The sequence below is a fragment of the Nocardia sp. NPDC056611 genome, assembly GCF_042792755.1.
Classification (GTDB): Bacteria; Actinomycetota; Actinomycetes; order Mycobacteriales; family Mycobacteriaceae; genus Nocardia.
In genome coordinates this window covers 764,604-780,604 of sequence record NZ_JBHTVV010000003.1, presented here as the reverse complement: position 1 = coordinate 780,604, position 16,001 = coordinate 764,604, and the positions used below count along the sequence as shown (strand labels likewise).

The 16,001-nt window shown below is 69.4% G+C and carries 16 protein-coding genes; 9 read left to right on the top strand and 7 right to left on the bottom strand.

All coding sequences use genetic code 11. The features are described 5' to 3' along the window. Positions 1-269 precede the first annotated feature (269 nt). The 4 genes from gatB to ACFRAQ_RS20075 are packed head-to-tail and all read right to left on the bottom strand — an operon-like array spanning position 270 to position 5,508. Complete coding sequence (gene gatB, locus ACFRAQ_RS20090) at positions 270-1,784, bottom strand: Asp-tRNA(Asn)/Glu-tRNA(Gln) amidotransferase subunit GatB (RefSeq protein ID WP_379101636.1); 1,515 nt, start codon at positions 1,782-1,784, stop codon at positions 270-272. Between the two features lie 25 nt (positions 1,785-1,809). Then, positions 1,810-4,305 (bottom strand): FtsX-like permease family protein, encoded by a 2,496-nt coding sequence (locus ACFRAQ_RS20085; RefSeq protein WP_379101634.1) that lies wholly within the window; start codon positions 4,303-4,305, stop codon positions 1,810-1,812. Further along, positions 4,302-5,120: an ABC transporter ATP-binding protein gene (locus ACFRAQ_RS20080; RefSeq protein WP_379101632.1), complete on the bottom strand. Its 819-nt coding sequence runs from the start codon at positions 5,118-5,120 to the stop codon at positions 4,302-4,304. Before ACFRAQ_RS20080 ends, ACFRAQ_RS20085 begins: the two co-directional genes overlap by 4 nt. Before the next feature lie 40 nt (positions 5,121-5,160). Continuing rightward, positions 5,161-5,508 (bottom strand): hypothetical protein, encoded by a 348-nt coding sequence (locus ACFRAQ_RS20075; protein ID WP_379101630.1) that lies wholly within the window; start codon positions 5,506-5,508, stop codon positions 5,161-5,163. 183 nt (positions 5,509-5,691) lie between these two features. Here ACFRAQ_RS20075 and ACFRAQ_RS20070 point away from each other — a divergent pair, with 183 nt between their 5' ends. The 6 genes from ACFRAQ_RS20070 (at position 5,692) to ACFRAQ_RS20045 (ending at position 12,717) form a co-directional block, all read left to right on the top strand. Then, positions 5,692-7,020: a sensor histidine kinase gene (locus tag ACFRAQ_RS20070; protein ID WP_379101628.1), complete on the top strand. Its 1,329-nt coding sequence runs from the start codon at positions 5,692-5,694 to the stop codon at positions 7,018-7,020. After that, positions 7,017-7,703 (top strand): response regulator, encoded by a 687-nt coding sequence (locus tag ACFRAQ_RS20065; RefSeq protein ID WP_379101626.1) that lies wholly within the window; start codon positions 7,017-7,019, stop codon positions 7,701-7,703. Before ACFRAQ_RS20070 ends, ACFRAQ_RS20065 begins: the two co-directional genes overlap by 4 nt. Positions 7,704-7,761: 58 nt before the next feature. After that, the gene (locus ACFRAQ_RS20060; protein WP_379101624.1) at positions 7,762-9,582 is read left to right on the top strand and encodes a protein kinase; all 1,821 of its coding nucleotides are present in this window, start codon (positions 7,762-7,764) and stop codon (positions 9,580-9,582) included. After that, positions 9,572-10,525 (top strand): hypothetical protein, encoded by a 954-nt coding sequence (locus tag ACFRAQ_RS20055; protein ID WP_379101621.1) that lies wholly within the window; start codon positions 9,572-9,574, stop codon positions 10,523-10,525. The genes ACFRAQ_RS20060 and ACFRAQ_RS20055 overlap by 11 nt, the downstream gene beginning before the upstream one ends. A 176-nt stretch (positions 10,526-10,701) precedes the next feature. Beyond that, positions 10,702-11,598 (top strand): hypothetical protein, encoded by an 897-nt coding sequence (locus tag ACFRAQ_RS20050; protein WP_379101619.1) that lies wholly within the window; start codon positions 10,702-10,704, stop codon positions 11,596-11,598. An 87-nt stretch (positions 11,599-11,685) separates the two neighbouring features. Beyond that, a complete protein-coding gene (locus ACFRAQ_RS20045; RefSeq protein ID WP_357279305.1) occupies positions 11,686-12,717 on the top strand; it encodes an ATP-dependent 6-phosphofructokinase in 1,032 nt (343 codons plus the stop codon). Between the two features lie 148 nt (positions 12,718-12,865). Here ACFRAQ_RS20045 and ACFRAQ_RS20040 read toward each other — a convergent pair whose 3' ends face one another. Then, entirely contained in the window at positions 12,866-13,447 is a 582-nt protein-coding gene (locus ACFRAQ_RS20040; protein ID WP_379101617.1) for a CGNR zinc finger domain-containing protein, read from the bottom strand. Between the two features lie 87 nt (positions 13,448-13,534). Between ACFRAQ_RS20040 and ACFRAQ_RS20035 the strand changes: the two genes are divergently transcribed. Both ACFRAQ_RS20035 and ACFRAQ_RS20030 read left to right on the top strand, forming a co-directional pair. Continuing rightward, the gene (locus ACFRAQ_RS20035) at positions 13,535-14,029 is read left to right on the top strand and encodes a carboxymuconolactone decarboxylase family protein (RefSeq protein WP_379101614.1); all 495 of its coding nucleotides are present in this window, start codon (positions 13,535-13,537) and stop codon (positions 14,027-14,029) included. Between the two features lie 66 nt (positions 14,030-14,095). Next, a complete protein-coding gene (locus ACFRAQ_RS20030; RefSeq protein ID WP_379101612.1) occupies positions 14,096-14,317 on the top strand; it encodes a hypothetical protein in 222 nt (73 codons plus the stop codon). A gap of 28 nt (positions 14,318-14,345) precedes the next feature. On the opposite strand, the gene ACFRAQ_RS20025 is transcribed toward ACFRAQ_RS20030, so the two are convergent. Beyond that, on the bottom strand, positions 14,346-14,543 hold the full coding sequence (locus ACFRAQ_RS20025) for a DUF397 domain-containing protein (protein WP_357096120.1): 198 nt from the start codon (positions 14,541-14,543) through the stop codon (positions 14,346-14,348). Then, a complete protein-coding gene (locus ACFRAQ_RS20020; protein ID WP_379101610.1) occupies positions 14,540-15,421 on the bottom strand; it encodes a helix-turn-helix domain-containing protein in 882 nt (293 codons plus the stop codon). Before ACFRAQ_RS20020 ends, ACFRAQ_RS20025 begins: the two co-directional genes overlap by 4 nt. A 381-nt stretch (positions 15,422-15,802) precedes the next feature. Between ACFRAQ_RS20020 and ACFRAQ_RS20015 the strand changes: the two genes are divergently transcribed. After that, on the top strand, positions 15,803-15,988 hold the full coding sequence (locus tag ACFRAQ_RS20015; RefSeq protein ID WP_379101608.1) for a hypothetical protein: 186 nt from the start codon (positions 15,803-15,805) through the stop codon (positions 15,986-15,988). Positions 15,989-16,001: the final 13 nt, after the last annotated feature.

Sequence of the window (16,001 nt, the reverse complement as noted above, 5' to 3'; positions counted from 1 at the left end):
TCCAGGTTTGTGGGTTAAACTCTATTTTACTAAAAACGGGGGGGGGGCGCGGGGGGGGGCCCCCCCGCCCCGATGACGAGAGTCCAGTGGGTGAGGTCCGCCCGTGGCGCACGAGTTCAGCCACGCGCCCCGATGACGAGAGTCCAGTGGGTGAGGTCCGCCCGTGGCGCACGAGTTCAGCCACGCGCCCCGATGACGAGAGTCCGGTAGGTGAGGTCCTCCGTCGCGCGCGAGTCAGCCGCGCGCCGCCGGGTCGGTGTCGGGGCTGGTCAGCCCTCGACTCCGCAAGCGGCGAGGACGAGTTCGCGGACTCGGGCGGCGTCGGCCTGGCCGCGGGTGGCCTTCATGACGTCGCCGACGACCTTGCCGGCAGCCTGGACCTTGCCGGAGCGGATCTTCTCGGCGATGTCGGGGTTGGCGGCCAGGGCCTTCTCGACCTCGGACTGCAGGGCGGAGTCGTCGGAGACCATGCCCAGGCCCTTGGTCTCGACGATCTGGGCGGGCTCGCCCTCGCCGGCGAGGACGAAGTCGACGACCTGCTTGGCGACCTTGTTGTTGATGGTCTTGGCCTCGACCAGCCCGGCCACCTCGGCGACCTGCTTGGGGGTGATGGGCAGGTCCTCGAGCGAAACCTGGCTCTCCTTGGCCTTTTCGGTGAGGTAGGCGACCCACCAGGAGCGGGCGGCATCGACCGAGGCGCCCGCGTCGACGGTCGCGATGATCAGGTCGAGCGCGCCGGCGTTGACCAGGTCGCGGAACACCTCGTCGGACAGGCCCCAGTCGGACTGGATGCGGGCGCGGCGCAGCCACGGGTACTCGGGGATGGTGCCGCGCAGTTCCTCGACCCAGGCGGCGTCGGGCGCGATGGGCTCGAGGTCGGGCTCGGGGAAGTAGCGGTAGTCCTCGGCGGTCTCCTTGATGCGGCCGGACGAGGTGGTGCCGTCGGTCTCGTGGAAGTGGCGGGTCTCCATCAGGATCTCGCCGCCCGAGGACAGCACCACGGCCTGGCGACGCATCTCGAAACGCACCGCGACCTCGACGCTCTTGAGCGAGTTCACGTTCTTGGTCTCGGTGCGGGTGCCGAATTCCGTGGCGCCCTTGGGCATCAGCGACACGTTGACGTCGCAACGCATCGAGCCCTGCTCCATCTTCACGTCGGAGACCTCGAGGGACTTGAGCACCTCGCGCAGCGCGGTCACGTACGCGCGCGCCACCTCGGGCGCCCGCTCGCCCGCGCCCTCGATGGGCTTGGTGACGATCTCGATGAGCGGCACGCCCGCGCGGTTGTAGTCGAGCAGCGAGTGCGAGGCGCCGTGAATGCGGCCGGTGGCGCCACCGACGTGCAGCGACTTGCCGGTGTCCTCCTCCATATGGGCGCGCTCGATGTCGACCCGGAAGACCGTGCCGTCATCGAGGACCACGTCGAGGTAGCCGTTCTGCGCGATCGGCTCGTCGTACTGGCTGATCTGGTAGTTCTTCGGCTGGTCCGGGTAGAAGTAGTTCTTGCGCGCGAACCGCCCCCACGGGGTGATGGAGCAGTTCAGCGCGAGCCCGATGCGGATCGCGGACTCGACGGCCTTCTCGTTCACCACCGGCAGCGAGCCCGGCAGGCCCAGGCACACGGGGCACACCTGGGTGTTGGGCTCGGCGCCGAATTCGGTCGGGCAGCCGCAGAACATCTTGGTCGCGGTGCCCAGCTCGACGTGTACCTCCATGCCGAGCACCGGGTCGTACCGGTCGATGACATCGGAGTAGTCCATCAAGTCCACGGTCGCTGCGCTCATGCGCTCCATCCTATTTACCCGCCGATCAGTCCACGGCGATGGCCTCCACGATGGGCATCCGGGCGGCGCGCAGGGCGGGCGGAATCGCCCCGAGCAGGGCCAGTCCGAGCGCGATGATCGCGTACGCCACCAGCAGTGGGCTGGGACGATAGGCGATGTCCATGGCGATGGCGTGCCCGAGCGCGACGGTCGCCAGATAGTGCACGCCCGACCCGATCGCCAGCCCCAGGGCCGCGCCCGTCAATCCGATGCCCGCGGCCTCGGTGAGCACGGTCCGCAGCAGGAAGCGGCGGCTGGTGCCCATGGCCCGCAGCACGCCCAGTTCGCGGCGGCGTTCCAGCACCGACAGCATGAGGGTGTTGAGCAGGGCGATGGTGGCGACCAGGACCACGATCCAGAGGATGGCGGCGCTGATCGCGGTGCCCTGCTGGACGCTCGACGAGATCGCGTCCACCGCTTGCCGTCCGGTGCTGACGTGGATGTCGGCGGGCACGGCGGCGCGGACGGCGGCCATCACCGCGGCGGGGTCCGCGCCGGGCGCGAAGTCGATGCCGATGATGGTCTCGCCGGGCCGCTGGTACCACTGCCGCATGATGTCGAGGTCGAGCACGACCACCCCGGCGATGGCGGAGAAGTACGGCACCACCCGCAGCACCCGCACCCGGTGTTCGCCGGACGGGGTGGGCAGGGTGAGTTCGGAGCCTTCCTCCACGCCGAGGGAGCGGGCCACGTCGCGGGAGATGACGATGCCCTCGCCGGCGGCCATGCGCGCCTGCTCGGTCTTGCTCACCGAGTCCAGCGCGGAGGTGCGTGCGACGCCGTCCTCATAGCCCTGCAGCATGACGCGGCCGCGGCCCAGGGTCGCGAAAGCCATTTGCGCCGAGCCGACTCCGCCGACGCCGGGGATGGCGGCCAGCCTGGCCTTCAGGTCGGCGGGCAGCAGCGGCCCGGTGGGGAACTGCTCCATGGCGGTCGGGCTGACGAACACGTCGGTGCGGCCCAGGCCCTCGAAGCTGTCGGTGGCGGCGCTGACCATATTGCGGCTGGCATTGCCCATGGCGACGATGGCGGTGATGCCGATCATGACCGTCATGACGGTGGCCCACACCCGGCGTGGCGCGCGTTCGATGGTGGTGGCGCCCAAGGCTCCCGGCGCGCCGAAGAGTCCGGCGACCGCGGCGACAGCGCGCACGATGGGCCCGGTGGCGGCGAAGCACAGCACCACCGATCCGGCGATCGACAGCGAGATCGCGCCGATCGAGTAGCGGCCCAGATCCAGCTCGGCCACCGCGATGCCGCCGCCCACCATGACCAGGCCGAGGGCGGCCGCGGACCAGCGCAGCATCGGGCTCACCTGGTCGGCCGTGCCGACGCCGACCGGGGCCAGCGCCTCGATGGGCGCGACCTTGTACACCTGCCGCGCCGCCAGGGCCGCGGCCGCGACGCTGGCCAGCACGCAGGCCGCGATCGCCACCGGCACCGCGTACCCGGGCACCTCGTACTCGGTGCGCGACTCCACCGAGTTCACGATCGCCGCGGGCAGCTGATGGATCGCGGTGCGGCCCATGAAGATTCCGATGACCGCGCCGACCAGGCCGCCCACCAGGCCGAGCAGTGCGGCCTCGGTGAGCAGGTCGCGCACCATGGGCCCGCGTTTGCCGCCCATGGCCCGCAGCAGCGACAGCGTCGGACGGCGTTGCGCGACCGCCATGCTCATGGCGTTGTAGATGAGGAAGGTCGACACGATCAGCGCCGCCGCCGAGGAGGCGAGGGTGGAGAAGCGCACCAGCATGATGGCGCCGCCCGCCTGCGCGGTGCGCAGGTCCGGATCGGCGACCACGGCCCGGCCCGCGACCGCCGTGGTCAGGTCCGAACGCAACTGTCCCGCATCGGTGTTCGGGGCGGGCACGATCTGCACCGAGTCGATGTGCCCGGCCCGGCCGGTGATCTTCTGCGCCACCGGCAGCAGCGCGAACACGATGTGACCGCCGTTGAGTTTCGCGGCGGTGGCGTCGTCGATGACGCCCGCGACCGTGGCGGTCACCGTGCCGAGCTGGAACCGCTCCCCCTCGCCGTGCCCCATGGCGGCGCCGACCAGCACGCCGTTGGGCACCGTGAGCAGCTTGCCCGCCTGGTCTTTCAGCGTCCCGCCGAGATCGCTGCCCAGCTGGGCGATGGACTGGTCGACGCCGATCAGCAGCGCCCGGTCGTCGTCGGCCCCGATGGACTGCCGCAGCATCGGCGCGGCGGTCTCGACGCCGGGCACGGTCCGGATCTGTTGCAGCAGTGACTGATCGAAGCCCGCGTCGGTGATGCCGCTGACCTCGAGCGCGGCCTTGCCGCCGAGGCTGTGGGTGAGTTTGTCCACCGAGCCGGTGATGGAGCCGGAGATGCTGAAGACCGAGACCAGCAGTCCGGCGGAGACTCCCATCACCACCATGGCCATGATGGTGCGGGCCCGATGGGCGAGCAGCTCACCGATATTGAACAGCTTCAGGCGGTCCCAGGCGGCGCGGATCATGCGCGCACCGCCCCGGCACCGTTGGCGGCAGCACCCTGCGCGGCGGCCTCGGCACCGTTGACGGCGGGTTCGGCACCGCTGCCGGCGGGTTCGGACGCGTCGGTCTCGGGAACCGTCCGAACCTCCCCGTCATCGCCCCGCTCGACCCGGTCGATGGACCCGATCCGCCCGTCGCGCAGGTTGATCACCCGATCGCAGTACCGCACCGCCCCCATGTCGTGGGTGACCATGACCACCGAGTTCCCCGCCTCGGTGATGTCGGCCAGCAGTTGCAGGATCGAGGCCCCGGTCTTGGAGTCCAGGTTGCCGGTGGGCTCGTCGGCGAGGATGAGCGGCGGGTCCATGATCAGCGCCCGCGCCACCGCCACGCGCTGCATCTGCCCGCCGGACAGCTCCGCGGGCCGGTGGCCGGCGCGTTCGCCGAGTCCGACCAGGTCGAGCAGTTCGAGGGCGCGCGGCTTGGCCTTGCGCAGGCCGGTGCCGTCCAGCAGTTTCGGGATGGCGACGTTCTCCCACGCGGTGAGGGTGGGCAGCAGGTTGAAGAACTGGAAGATGAAACCGACCCGGTGCCTACGGAATTCGGACTGCGCGTCGTCGTCCAGGTCGCCGATCTCCTTGTCCTGGAAGCGAATCGACCCGGAGTCCGGCGAGTCCAGCGCGCCGAGCAGGTGCAGCATGGTGCTCTTGCCGGAGCCGGAGGGCCCGATGATCGCGGTGAACTCCCCCGCCCCGATCCGCAGGCTGACGCCGTCCAGGGCGCGTACGGCCTGCTCACCCACCCGGTATTCCTTGGTGACGTCGGTCAATTCCAGCATGGTCTACCCCTCGAAGATCAGTGCCATCGGTGTGGTGCGGTCAGCCGGCCAGCGCGCGCAGGCGTGGACGGCGGTAGTACAGGTGATCGGTGTCGTAGGCATCGAGCAGGGCGCGCAGCGCGGGCTGCTCGGCGCAGAGTTCGGCGTACGCCTCCTGCGCCAGAATGCCTTTCTCCATTGCGTTCTCGAGCTTCACGGTCAGGTGGTTCTCCCACCGGTTCCGCAGCGCCAGCAGTACGCCGTCGGGTCCGCCGAAGAGCCGGTCCAGGTCCGGTAGGTCGTGGAAGAGCGTGGGGTCCACGGGATTCCGTGCGAAGTCGCGGCGCGCCGCCCGGTCCAGGACGGTGTGCAGAATGTCGGTGCGAGCGTGAAAATCTGCCCAGGACATGACGCCAACCTCTCGTTGAACGCCCGCTGGTGGCGGACGTGTCGGCTGTTGTCCCAAAACTACGAGCGGCCCGCGGCTCCTGTCTTCGTGCCGCGGACGCGACTTGACCTCCTACCCCGGTAGGAGACGGACCCCTGCCGCCGGACGATGTACGCCGTCTGATTCGACGGATAGCCTTGCAGAATGAACGTGACCAGCGCCACCCCCGCCGCCCTGGGGCAGGAGTTGCTGGAGGGACTGCGCCGCGTCGGCGTGGGGTTCCGGCGATTCGTACGCAATCCGTTCGCCGACTATCAGCGCTGGGTGGAGTCGACGGGGTTCGACTACCCCGCGTCGATGGCCATCCTGGTGGATTCCATGATGTGCACGGTCGCCACCGTGGCCTTCGTGCAGCGAGTGGTGGCCGGGTACTTCCCCGGCGTCGTCGCGGTGGTCGCGCTGATGCTGATCTGCGTGACCGGTCCGCCGTGCATCATCCTGGACTTCAAGCCGCGGCCCGTGCTGCTCGCCACGCTGACCGTGGCCGCCGCCGCGCTGTTCCTGACCCAGCCGGTCCCGCTGGACGTCGCGCCGCTGGTCCTGATCATCATCGCCGGGGAGATCGCGGCCATCACCGGCCCGGCGGTGAGCGTGCCGGTGGCCCTGGTCATGTTCGCCGAGCTCATGTTCTTCGAATCGATCGGGCACATCGAGGGATTCACCTGGTTCGCTCTGGGCATCCTGTTCGCCTGGTTCACCGGCCAGCTGCTCAACTATCAGCGTCGCTACCTGTACCAGGAGCGCGATTACCAGGACATTCGCGCGCAGGCGGCGGCCGACGAGGAGCGCCGCCGCATCGCCCGCGAGGTGCACGACGTGATCGCGCATTCGCTGAGCATCACGCTGCTGCACGTGACGGCCGCCCGGCACGCCCTGCAGACCGATCGAGACGTGGACGAGGCGATCGACGCGCTCTCCGACGCCGAACGGCTGGGCCGTCAGGCCATGGCCGATATCCGGCGCACGGTCGGCCTGCTCGGCGACCGGCCCGCCACCCTCGCGCCGGAGCCGGATCTCGACGACATCGACGAGCTGGTATCGGACTTCGTGCGCGCCGGGGTGACGGTCGACTATCGCCTCGAGGGCGACCGGTCCGCGGTGACCGCCGGGGTGGGGCTGGCCATGTACCGGATCTGCCAGGAGTCGCTGGCCAATGTCGCCAAGCATGCCCCCGGCGAGCGGGCGCGGCTGCGAATCCAGTTGCACCCCAAGTACATCGAGGTCACCGTGACCAATACGCTGGCGGCCGGGGCGACCTCGCGGGCCGGGAACGGCATGGGGATCTCCGGTATGCGGCAGCGGGTCGCACCGCTGGCCGGGCGGCTCACCGCGGGACCCGACGACGACGGCTGGCGGGTGTTCGCGCACATCCCGCTGACCGGGACCGTGCCCTGCGGCTTCACCGCCGCCGACGACCACCTGCAGTCGCTGCTGCAACCGCTGTTCCGCAAGACCGCCCAGGAGGGTGTGTGACCGACCGCTCGGACGAGGAACTGATCGGCGTCCTCGTCGTCGACGACCAGGAACTGGTTCGGGGCGGACTGCGCCGGATCCTGCGCCGCCGAGACGGTTTCCTGGTGAGCGAATGCTCCGACGGGGACGAGGTGCCCGCCGCGGTCGCCGCCCACCGCCCCGACCTGGTCCTGATGGACCTACGGATGAAGCGGATCGGCGGCATCGAGGCCACCCGCACCCTGCGCGCCGCCCCCGACGCGCCCCCGGTACTGGTGCTGACCACCTTCGACGACGACCAGCTGCTGTCCGGCGCGCTGCGCGCGGGCGCGGCCGGGTTCCTGCTCAAGGACTCCCCCGCCGAGGATCTGATCCGCGCGGTGCGCACGGTCGCGGGCGGCGGCTCGTGGCTGGACCCGACCGTCACCCCGCGTGTCCTGAACACCTACCGTTCGGCGCGTCCCACCCCGGCGCCCGCCGGCAATCGCCTGTCCGAGCTCACGGTTCGCGAGCTCGAGGTGCTCGGACTCATCGGCAGAGGCCGGGTCAACGCGGAGATCGCGACCGCGCTCGGCATCTCCGAAGTAACGGTGAAGAGCCACGTGGGACATATCTTCGGGAAGCTTGGGTTACGCGACCGCTCCGCTGCCATCGTCTTTGCGTTTGACCACGGCGTAGTCGCACCGGGAGAATCCACCTCTTAGAGGGGTGGGTCGCGGGTCCTCGTCTGCTTCCCTCCCAAGAGTGTGGAGGTTTGACGGGGTGGATGCGCCATCGCGGGCCGGGAGCAGGTTCGGGCCGTACGAGTTGCGCTCGCTGCTCGGCAAGGGCGGCATGGGCGAGGTCTACGAGGCCTACGACACGTCCAAGGATCGGGTCGTCGCTCTCAAGCTGCTGCCCGCCGAGCTCGCCAAAGATCCCTCCTACCAGGAGCGTTTCCGGCGCGAGTCGCAGGCGGCGGCCCGGCTGGCGGAGCCGCACATCATCCCCATCCACGACTGGGGCGAGATCGACGGCGTCCTCTACATCGACATGCGGCTGGTGCGCGGCCGCGATCTGCGCTCGCTGCTGGACGGTTCGGGGGCGCTGCCGCCGCTGCGGGTCATCGGGATCATCGAGCAGGTGGCGGCCGCGCTGGACGCCGCGCACTACTCGGGGCTGGTGCACCGTGACGTGAAACCCGCCAACATCCTGGTCACCGATGCGGATTTCGCCTATCTCGCGGACTTCGGCATCGCGCGCGCCGAAGGCGACTCCACCATCACCATGACCGGCACGGCCGTGGGCTCCTACGCCTACATGGCCCCCGAGCGGTTCGACGCGGGCCCGGTCTCCGGCCGCGCCGACATCTACTCGCTGGGCTGCGTGCTGCACGAATGCCTCACCGGCGGCAAACCGTTCCCGGCCGACAATATGAGCGTGCTGATCCGCGCGCACCTGTCCGAGGCGCCGCCGCTGACCAGCATGCTGCGCGGCGGGATTCCGCCCGCCCTGGACGCGGTGATCGGCAAGGCGCTCGCCAAGGACCCGAACGACCGCTTCTACACCGCGGGCGAATTCGCGCGGGCCGCCCGCGCGGCGCTGGCCGGTCAGGGCCTGCCCCCGAACCTGCCGGGCCCCGGCGGCCCGGGCGCGCCGGGTCAGCCGCCGCGGCCCGGGCGGACCGTGCCGCCCGGCCCGCCCGTGGGCGCGCCCCCGACCACCGTGCTGCCGACCGGCGGCCCGGCCGGGCCGGCGACGACCATGCTGCCGGGCGGCACCCCGCCGCCCGCCCGCAATACCGATCCGACTGTGCGGCAGCCCAATCCCAGCCGCCCGAACACCACGTCGATCCCGGCGTACATCACCGGCTCCTTCCCGGCGGCCGAGGATCCCTCGCCGTCGAGCGATCTGCCGATCATCACGCCCTCGGACCCGACCCGGGTGCGGGTCAGCGACTTCCACTACACGCCGCTGCCGCCGGATGCCCAGCAACGGGCGGTGTGGGGTCACGCGCAGGCGCAACAGCGGGACTTCCCGTACGCGCCGGCGCCGGATCCCTCGCTGTATCCGACCTCCGAGCACGCCATCGTGCAGCCCGAGCCGCGGGAGCCGGGGCGGCGGCGCAAGAGGTCGGTGGCGGCGCCGGTGTCGATCGCCGTGCTGGTGGTGGCGCTGGCCGCGATCGCCGGTGCGATCGGCTGGCAAGTCCTCGACCGTTCCGGCAACGAAACACCCATAACGACGGCAGCACAGGGTGTTCCGGGAACCACGCCCCCGCGCTCGCAGCAGACGAGCCCGGTCGCGCCCACCACGACATCCAACGCGGTCCAGCTGCCGGCGGGTGCTACGCCGTGTCCACCGACGTATGCGGCGCTGGGCGGCTTCGCCAATTCCGCGATCGGGAACACGGTCACGTCCTGTCCTTTCGCGGAGGCGGTGCGCCGGTCTTATGCCGATACGGCTACTGGCCGGCCGGGGTCGCCGGTTACTGTGGTGGCAGTGAGTCCGGTGACGGGCCGGTCTTACACGATGAATTGCACGGCCGCAGGCAAATTGGTGACCTGCGCTGGTGGCGAGAACGCGGTGGTGTATGTCTACTGATCCGATCCCGGCCTGTTGCAAGGGTTTTGTGCGCGGGCTGGCGGTGGCGGCTGTCCTGGCCGTGTCCGGGTGTGGTGTGAATGTCGGTGCGGTGCACCATCCTTCGGCGCAGGCGGATGAGATCAAGCCGGTCGGGGACAGCTCGAAGCTGCAGTCCCCGCCCCTGATCGCGCCCGAATTGCCCGAACTGTTCGGTTTGCCGAAAACCCTTGCGTTCGCGGCGGATTTCGCCGAGCTGAAGGCCGGACTGGAGGGCCGGATCGGCCTCGCGGTGATGCCGGTCGGCGGCGGCGACATGACCCAGCTGGGCGACTGGACCACCGGCATCGCCTGGTCCACCATCAAGGTGCCGCTGGCCCTGGCCGCACTGCGCCACGATCCCACCGGCATGCGCTCCACCGCCGAGGCCGCCATCACCTTCTCCGACAACGATGCGGCGCAGACGCTGTGGAACTCGCTGGGCACCGGCAGCGAGGCCGCCGAGGCGGTCGAGTCCATCCTGCGCGAGGCCGGCGATGTCGCCACCGATGTCGCCGCCCGCCACACCAAGCTGGCCGCGCTGGAATCCGACGATCTGCTCGCGTTCGGCGCGACCGACTGGTCGCTGGCCGACCAGGTGCACTTCGCCTCCCGGCTGCCCTGCCTGCCGCGCGCCAATTCCGTTGTCTCGCTGATGAGTGAGATCACCCCCAGCCAGAGCTGGGGCCTGGGCCGGCTGATCGGCGCGGAATTCAAGGGCGGCTGGGGTCCCGACGACGACACCGGCAAATACACCGTCCGCCAGTTCGGCCTCGTCCCGACGCTGAACGGACCGGTGGCGGTGGCGCTGGCGGCCGAACCCGACTCGGGCAGTTTCGATGACGCCACCGACATGATGGACAAACTGGCGCTGCTGGTCGGCGACCACTTGCCCGACCTGCACGGCGGACTCTGCTCGCGCTGACCCGTTTGCGCTCGCACTGGCCCTTTTCGGCCGCGCGCCCACCGAAAACCACCCATACCCACGGCATTTGACCCCCGTCGTCCGGGACCGTGACAATCCCTGAGATTGACGGGGTTCCGGTGCGTCCGCTAGGAACAGGGAACGCGCCGGACGCCGGGGCAGATGGAGGTTCACGGGTGCACGCACCGATTTCACGCGGACGGCGGCGGCTCGCCCGGACCGCCGGTCGCGGCGCCCTGGTGTTGCTGCTCGGCGCTGTGACGGCCTGCAGCAGTAAACCCGTACTGGTACCGGACAAAACGAGCACCGTCGCGACGCCCGGGGCCACCGTCCCCGCCACCGTGGTCGCGCTGCCGGGCACGCTGGCCTGGGATTTCGTCAACGAGCTGAAGCCGTCGCTGTCGGGCAAGGTGGGGCTGGCCATCACCCCGGTGGGCAGCGATCGCACGGTGGCGCTGGGCGATTGGAGCTCGGGACCGGGCTGGTCGACCATGAAGGTGCCGCTCACCCTGGCCGCACTGCGCAAGAGCTCGTCCAACCAGACGGCCGCGATCAATGCCATCGAGTACTCCGACAACAGCGCGGCCGACACCCTCTGGCAGGCGCTGGGCTCCCCCGACATCGCCGCCCAGACCGTCCAGGACGTGCTACGCGAGGGTGGCGACACCGACACCACGGTGCCCGCCACCCGCACCCGATCCGACTACTCGGCCTTCGGACAAGCCGACTGGTCACTGGCCAATCAGGTCAAATTCGCGGCCAAACTGCCCTGCCTGCCCGAATCCGACGCGGTCACCTCGTTGATGAGCAAGGTCAGCTCCGGTCAGCGCTGGGGCCTGGGCACTCTGGACGGGGCCGAGTTCAAGGGCGGCTGGGGTCCCGACACCGGCGGGAACTACCTGGTCAGGCAGCTGGGCCTGATTCCCACCGCCGGCGGGCAGATCGCCATCGCGATTGCCACCCAGCCCAATTCGGGCTCCTTCGACGACGGCACCGTCATTCTCACCAAGGTCGCCACCCTCATCGGCAAGCACCTCGACGAGCTCCGCGGCGGCGTCTGCGCGGCGGGCTAGTGGCCGGGACGAACCGCCGCGAACCGTAACCGGCGGTTCACGGGGGTGCAGCCCACGAACCATCGACCTCAGGGCAAGATGGGGTCCATGCGCATCGGAGTCTTGACCGGAGGCGGAGACTGCCCCGGCCTGAATGCCGTCATCCGTGCTGTCGTTCGCACCGCGAACGGCCGCTGGGGGGATGCCATCGTGGGCTTCCAGGACGGCTGGCGCGGGCTACTCGAGGATCGCAAGATCCAGATCCTCAACAACGACCGCACCGACCGGCTGCTCACCAAGGGCGGCACCATGCTCGGCACCGCGCGCACCAATCCTGATGTGCTGCGCGCCGGACTCCCCCGCATCAAGCAGACCCTCGACGACAACGGCATCGACGCACTCATCCCCATCGGCGGCGAGGGCACCCTCACGGCCGCCTCCTGGCTGGCCGACGAGGGCGTGCCCGTGGTGGGCGTGCCCAAGACCATCGACAATGACATCGACTGCACCGACACCACCTTCGGCCACGACACCGCGGTCGCCATCGCCACCGAGGCCATCGACCGGCTGCACACCACCGCCGAATCCCACCAGCGCGTCATGCTCGTCGAGGTGATGGGGCGGCACGCGGGCTGGATCGCCATCAACTCCGGCATCGCCGCCGGCGCCCACCTCACCCTGGTGCCCGAGGTGCCGTTCGACGTGGACGAGGTCTGCGCCATGGTGAAACGGCGCTTCCAGCGCGGGGATTCGCACTTCATCTGCGTGGTCGCCGAGGGCGCCCACCCCGATCCGGAGTCCATGACGCTGCGCGACGGCGGGATCGACGAATTCGGGCACGTCCGGTTCACCGGGGTCGCCCAGCAGCTGGCGCCGGAGATCGAGCGGCGCATCGGCAAGGAGGTCCGGGTCACCGTGCTCGGGCACGTGCAGCGCGGCGGCACGCCGACGCCGTACGACCGGGTGCTGGCCACGCGGTTCGGCGTGCACGCGGCGGAAGCCGTGCACGCCGGGCAATTCGGGCAGATGGTGGCATTGCACGGCACCGAGATCGCGCTGGTGCCGCTCTCGGAGGCCACCAAACAGCTGAAGCTGGTGCCGCAGGACCGGTATCGGGAGGCCGCCGCCTTCTTCGGCTGAGCCGGAACAGCTCTCATCGAGCGTGAGAGACGGCCCTCGCACCCGTTGGTGCGAGGGCCGTTTCGCGTCTCGGGAAGGCACGGTCCGGAGATCGAGTAGGCGACGCTGGTCGAGCCCGGGACGGAGGGCGTCCGGGACGGTAGTGGGCTCAGTCGTCGCGGTGCTGGGCGTAGTGGCGGGCCGCGCGGGCGCGATTGCCGCAGGCCACCGAGCACCACTCCTGACGCGGATGGGATTTCACGAAGTACCGCACGCAGCGCGGGGCGGGGCAGACCCGGATCTGCTCGGCCTGCGGTCCCCCGAAGAACTCGATGACGGCATCGGCCAATCCGGCCTTGACCGTGTCGAGTTCGGTCTTCGTGAGCAGCCGGTATTCGAGACGCTGCCCCTCGCTGTCCCACTCGAGCAGCCGCAGCGCGGGGGCGGCGGCGTGGTTGATCGCGGCCAGCGACTCGGGAAAGGGCGGCAGCACGGTGGCGTCGGCGGAGCTGGGCGGATGCGGCGCAACGTATTCCGCGAACAGCGCGCGCACCTGCTGGCGCAGGTCCACCAGGGCGGCGCGGTCGTCCTCGGTCGGCAGCCAGGCCTCGAGGTCTACGTACACGCCGACGTCGGCGGCATGGGCGACCAGCCATTCCCGGGTGGATTCACGGGTGCCGAAGGCGTCCGTCAGACCGCGGCTGGTGGCGCGGATGGTGTTCGCCAAACGAAGTGCCAAGGGATCGACCATGACTCGATTCTAACGGGTATTGATTTCCGAAGCCATGATGTTCTAACGTGTGAAAGCACGATCTTCCGTTAGAAAGTCGAGGACGTCATGATCACTCCGATCGAGCAGGCACCGCTGTTGGACGAGGTCCGCAAGCGCATGGGCCGGGTGCCGAACATGACCAAGGTGATGGCGAACGCGCCCGTGGTACTGGAGGGTTACCTCGGGTTGGCCGGCGCGCTGAAGAAGGGCACGCTGCCCGCCCCGACCTCGGAGCGCATCGCGCTCACCGTCGGCGCGGCCAACGACTGCGGCTACTGCGTCGCCGCGCACACCTTCACCGGCAAGCGGGTCGCCAAGCTCAGCGCCGAGGAGATCGAGGCCGCCAAGCAGGGCACCTCGGCGGACACGAAGGAGGCCGCGGCCGTGGCCTTCGCGCGCGAGCTGACCGAGAGCCGCGGCAAGGCCGATCCGGCCCAGGCGCTGGCCGCCGGCTGGACCCAGGAGCAGGTGCTCGAAATCGTGGCCCTGGTCGCCCTACAGACCCTGACCAACTACGTCAACAAGGTCGGCGAGACCGAAAACGACTGGCCCGCCGCATAATTTGTCCCATTCATGGCGTGATCGGCTCCCTCGGGGGCCGCACGCGGATACCTAAGGTCGACACTCATGAACGGCGTCAAGTCCTCCAACCCGATCGACGCGCGGGTGCTGCGCTCCCTGCTGCACAACGGCATCGTGGTCCGCGCGGTCGCGTTGGCCGTGGCCACCATCGTGCTGCTCGCCATCCACCACCCCACCTGGGTCCCCTACGCGGTCAGCGGTTACGCCATCTGGAACGCCGCCGCGATCACCCTCAACTCCGCCCGCGCCGCCGCACGCGCCGCCTGAACACGGACGACGCAGCCCGCGCACGACCTCAGTGGTCGAACCGCCCCGCGGCCACCGCGGTGGTGAAACGATCCCAATCCGCCGGCGGGAAAACCAGCGCCGGACCACCGGGATTCTTGCTGTCCCGCACCCCGACACCGCCGGCCAGGAACGCGATCTCTACGCACTCCTTGGCCCCGGTGCTGCGGGCGCTCTTGAACCACCGGACGCCGGGTTCGACGGTCACGTCGCGTACTCCTTCGCCGCCCTCCGCAGGAGGTCTCTGCTCGTCGTCTCGTCCAGCGCGGCGCGCCGAATCGCTTGGTAGGCCTCGCGGTAGCGGTCGACCGCGGCCTGTTTCTCCAGGTAGAGATCGCCGAGAAAGTTCTCCAGGTAGACGACCGTGGGTTCGACGGGCCGATTGCCCGCGTCATGGCCGAAATCCAGGATCACGAACGGGCCCACGGTATGGCCGATCGGCACCCCCGCCGAGAAGGGTAGTACACGAACAGCGATCGTCGGCAGAGTCGACATGTCGGCCAGCCGCCGCAGCTGCCCCGCCATGACGCGCGAATCGCCGACAACGCGACGTAGTGCGGTTTCGTGCACCACCACATCGAAATGCGCGGGACTTCGCTTGCGCGTCAAGAGGCTTTGACGACGGGTCTTCAACTGCACCCGGCGGTCCAGTTGGTCACTCTCAGCATCCGGCCAGTAATCATTGATCAGCACCCGCGCGTACTCGGCGGTCTGCAACAGGCCGGGAATGATCTCCGGCTGGTAGGAGATGAGGCCGCGGGCCGAAGCCTCCAGGCCCACATACATATTGAAACCCTCGGGTATCAGATCGTCGTACTCGTGCCACCACGACTTGACGCTGGTCTGTTGCGCGAGGCCGGTCAGGGCCGAACAGAATTCGTCGTCGAAGTCGTAGATCCGACACAATTCGCGGACATCGAGAACCCGGATCTTCTCGGCATTTCCGGTTTCCAGACGTTGCAGTCTGGACTCGCTCCACTCCATCAGGGCGGCGGCCTCGGCAATCGTCATATTGCACTGCATCCGGCCTTCCCGCAGGTACCTCCCCAGCTGCCGGCGCGGCAAAGTCGAACCATGATCGGACATCGAATCCTCCCCCACGAAGGCTGTTTTCGGTCACTGCGAATGATGCTCCCACGCGATATGAATGCCGACCTGGAGCTTTCGGAAAGTTTCCCACCGCGGGCGGGCAGTGATTGTCGGTTCGCCGAAACGGTGCTGGACTTGAGTCGCGCCCGGTGAGAACCGGAGCCCTGATATCTCTGGACCCACTCGTCCCCGAGCCGGGCGCACCCAAATCCCTCCCGTGCCGACCTCCGAGATCGGGTGCGACAAGGACCCGATTGCGGCGTGGCGCGCAAGGAATCTCGGTAGGCTTGTGTGGGCCCGGCGCACCAGCGCCGCATACCGAGCGCCAGCGCCGGACCGCGAACTGTTCAGCCCCCTGCGCTGCCCCGGTGGACACCCATGATGTATCTGTTCGACTGCACAATGGACCCCGGCGACCTGGGCCTGCCCCAGGCCCATCAAGCCATGCAGATCCACAAGTTCTGCACCGTGGACAACTGCCTGGTCCGCCGCCGAGCCCGCCAAATCCTCGTCGACAAAGGGCAAATGGTCCTCGGCGACCGCGCCCGATATCCCCGCCCCTGAACCGGCCCGGCCG

Coding starts and splice junctions, on each gene's coding strand:
- ACFRAQ_RS20080 (WP_379101632.1), bottom strand. CDS start 5,120: ATGCTGGAATTGACCGACGTCACCAAGGAATACCGGGTGGGTGAGCAG.
- ACFRAQ_RS20045 (WP_357279305.1), top strand. CDS start 11,686: ATGCGCATCGGAGTCTTGACCGGAGGCGGAGACTGCCCCGGCCTGAAT.
- ACFRAQ_RS20055 (WP_379101621.1), top strand. CDS start 9,572: ATGTCTACTGATCCGATCCCGGCCTGTTGCAAGGGTTTTGTGCGCGGG.
- ACFRAQ_RS20075 (WP_379101630.1), bottom strand. CDS start 5,508: ATGTCCTGGGCAGATTTTCACGCTCGCACCGACATTCTGCACACCGTC.
- ACFRAQ_RS20035 (WP_379101614.1), top strand. CDS start 13,535: ATGATCACTCCGATCGAGCAGGCACCGCTGTTGGACGAGGTCCGCAAG.
- gatB (WP_379101636.1), bottom strand. CDS start 1,784: ATGAGCGCAGCGACCGTGGACTTGATGGACTACTCCGATGTCATCGAC.
- ACFRAQ_RS20030 (WP_379101612.1), top strand. CDS start 14,096: ATGAACGGCGTCAAGTCCTCCAACCCGATCGACGCGCGGGTGCTGCGC.
- ACFRAQ_RS20015 (WP_379101608.1), top strand. CDS start 15,803: ATGATGTATCTGTTCGACTGCACAATGGACCCCGGCGACCTGGGCCTG.
- ACFRAQ_RS20070 (WP_379101628.1), top strand. CDS start 5,692: ATGAACGTGACCAGCGCCACCCCCGCCGCCCTGGGGCAGGAGTTGCTG.
- ACFRAQ_RS20020 (WP_379101610.1), bottom strand. CDS start 15,421: ATGTCCGATCATGGTTCGACTTTGCCGCGCCGGCAGCTGGGGAGGTAC.
- ACFRAQ_RS20040 (WP_379101617.1), bottom strand. CDS start 13,447: ATGGTCGATCCCTTGGCACTTCGTTTGGCGAACACCATCCGCGCCACC.
- ACFRAQ_RS20085 (WP_379101634.1), bottom strand. CDS start 4,305: ATGATCCGCGCCGCCTGGGACCGCCTGAAGCTGTTCAATATCGGTGAG.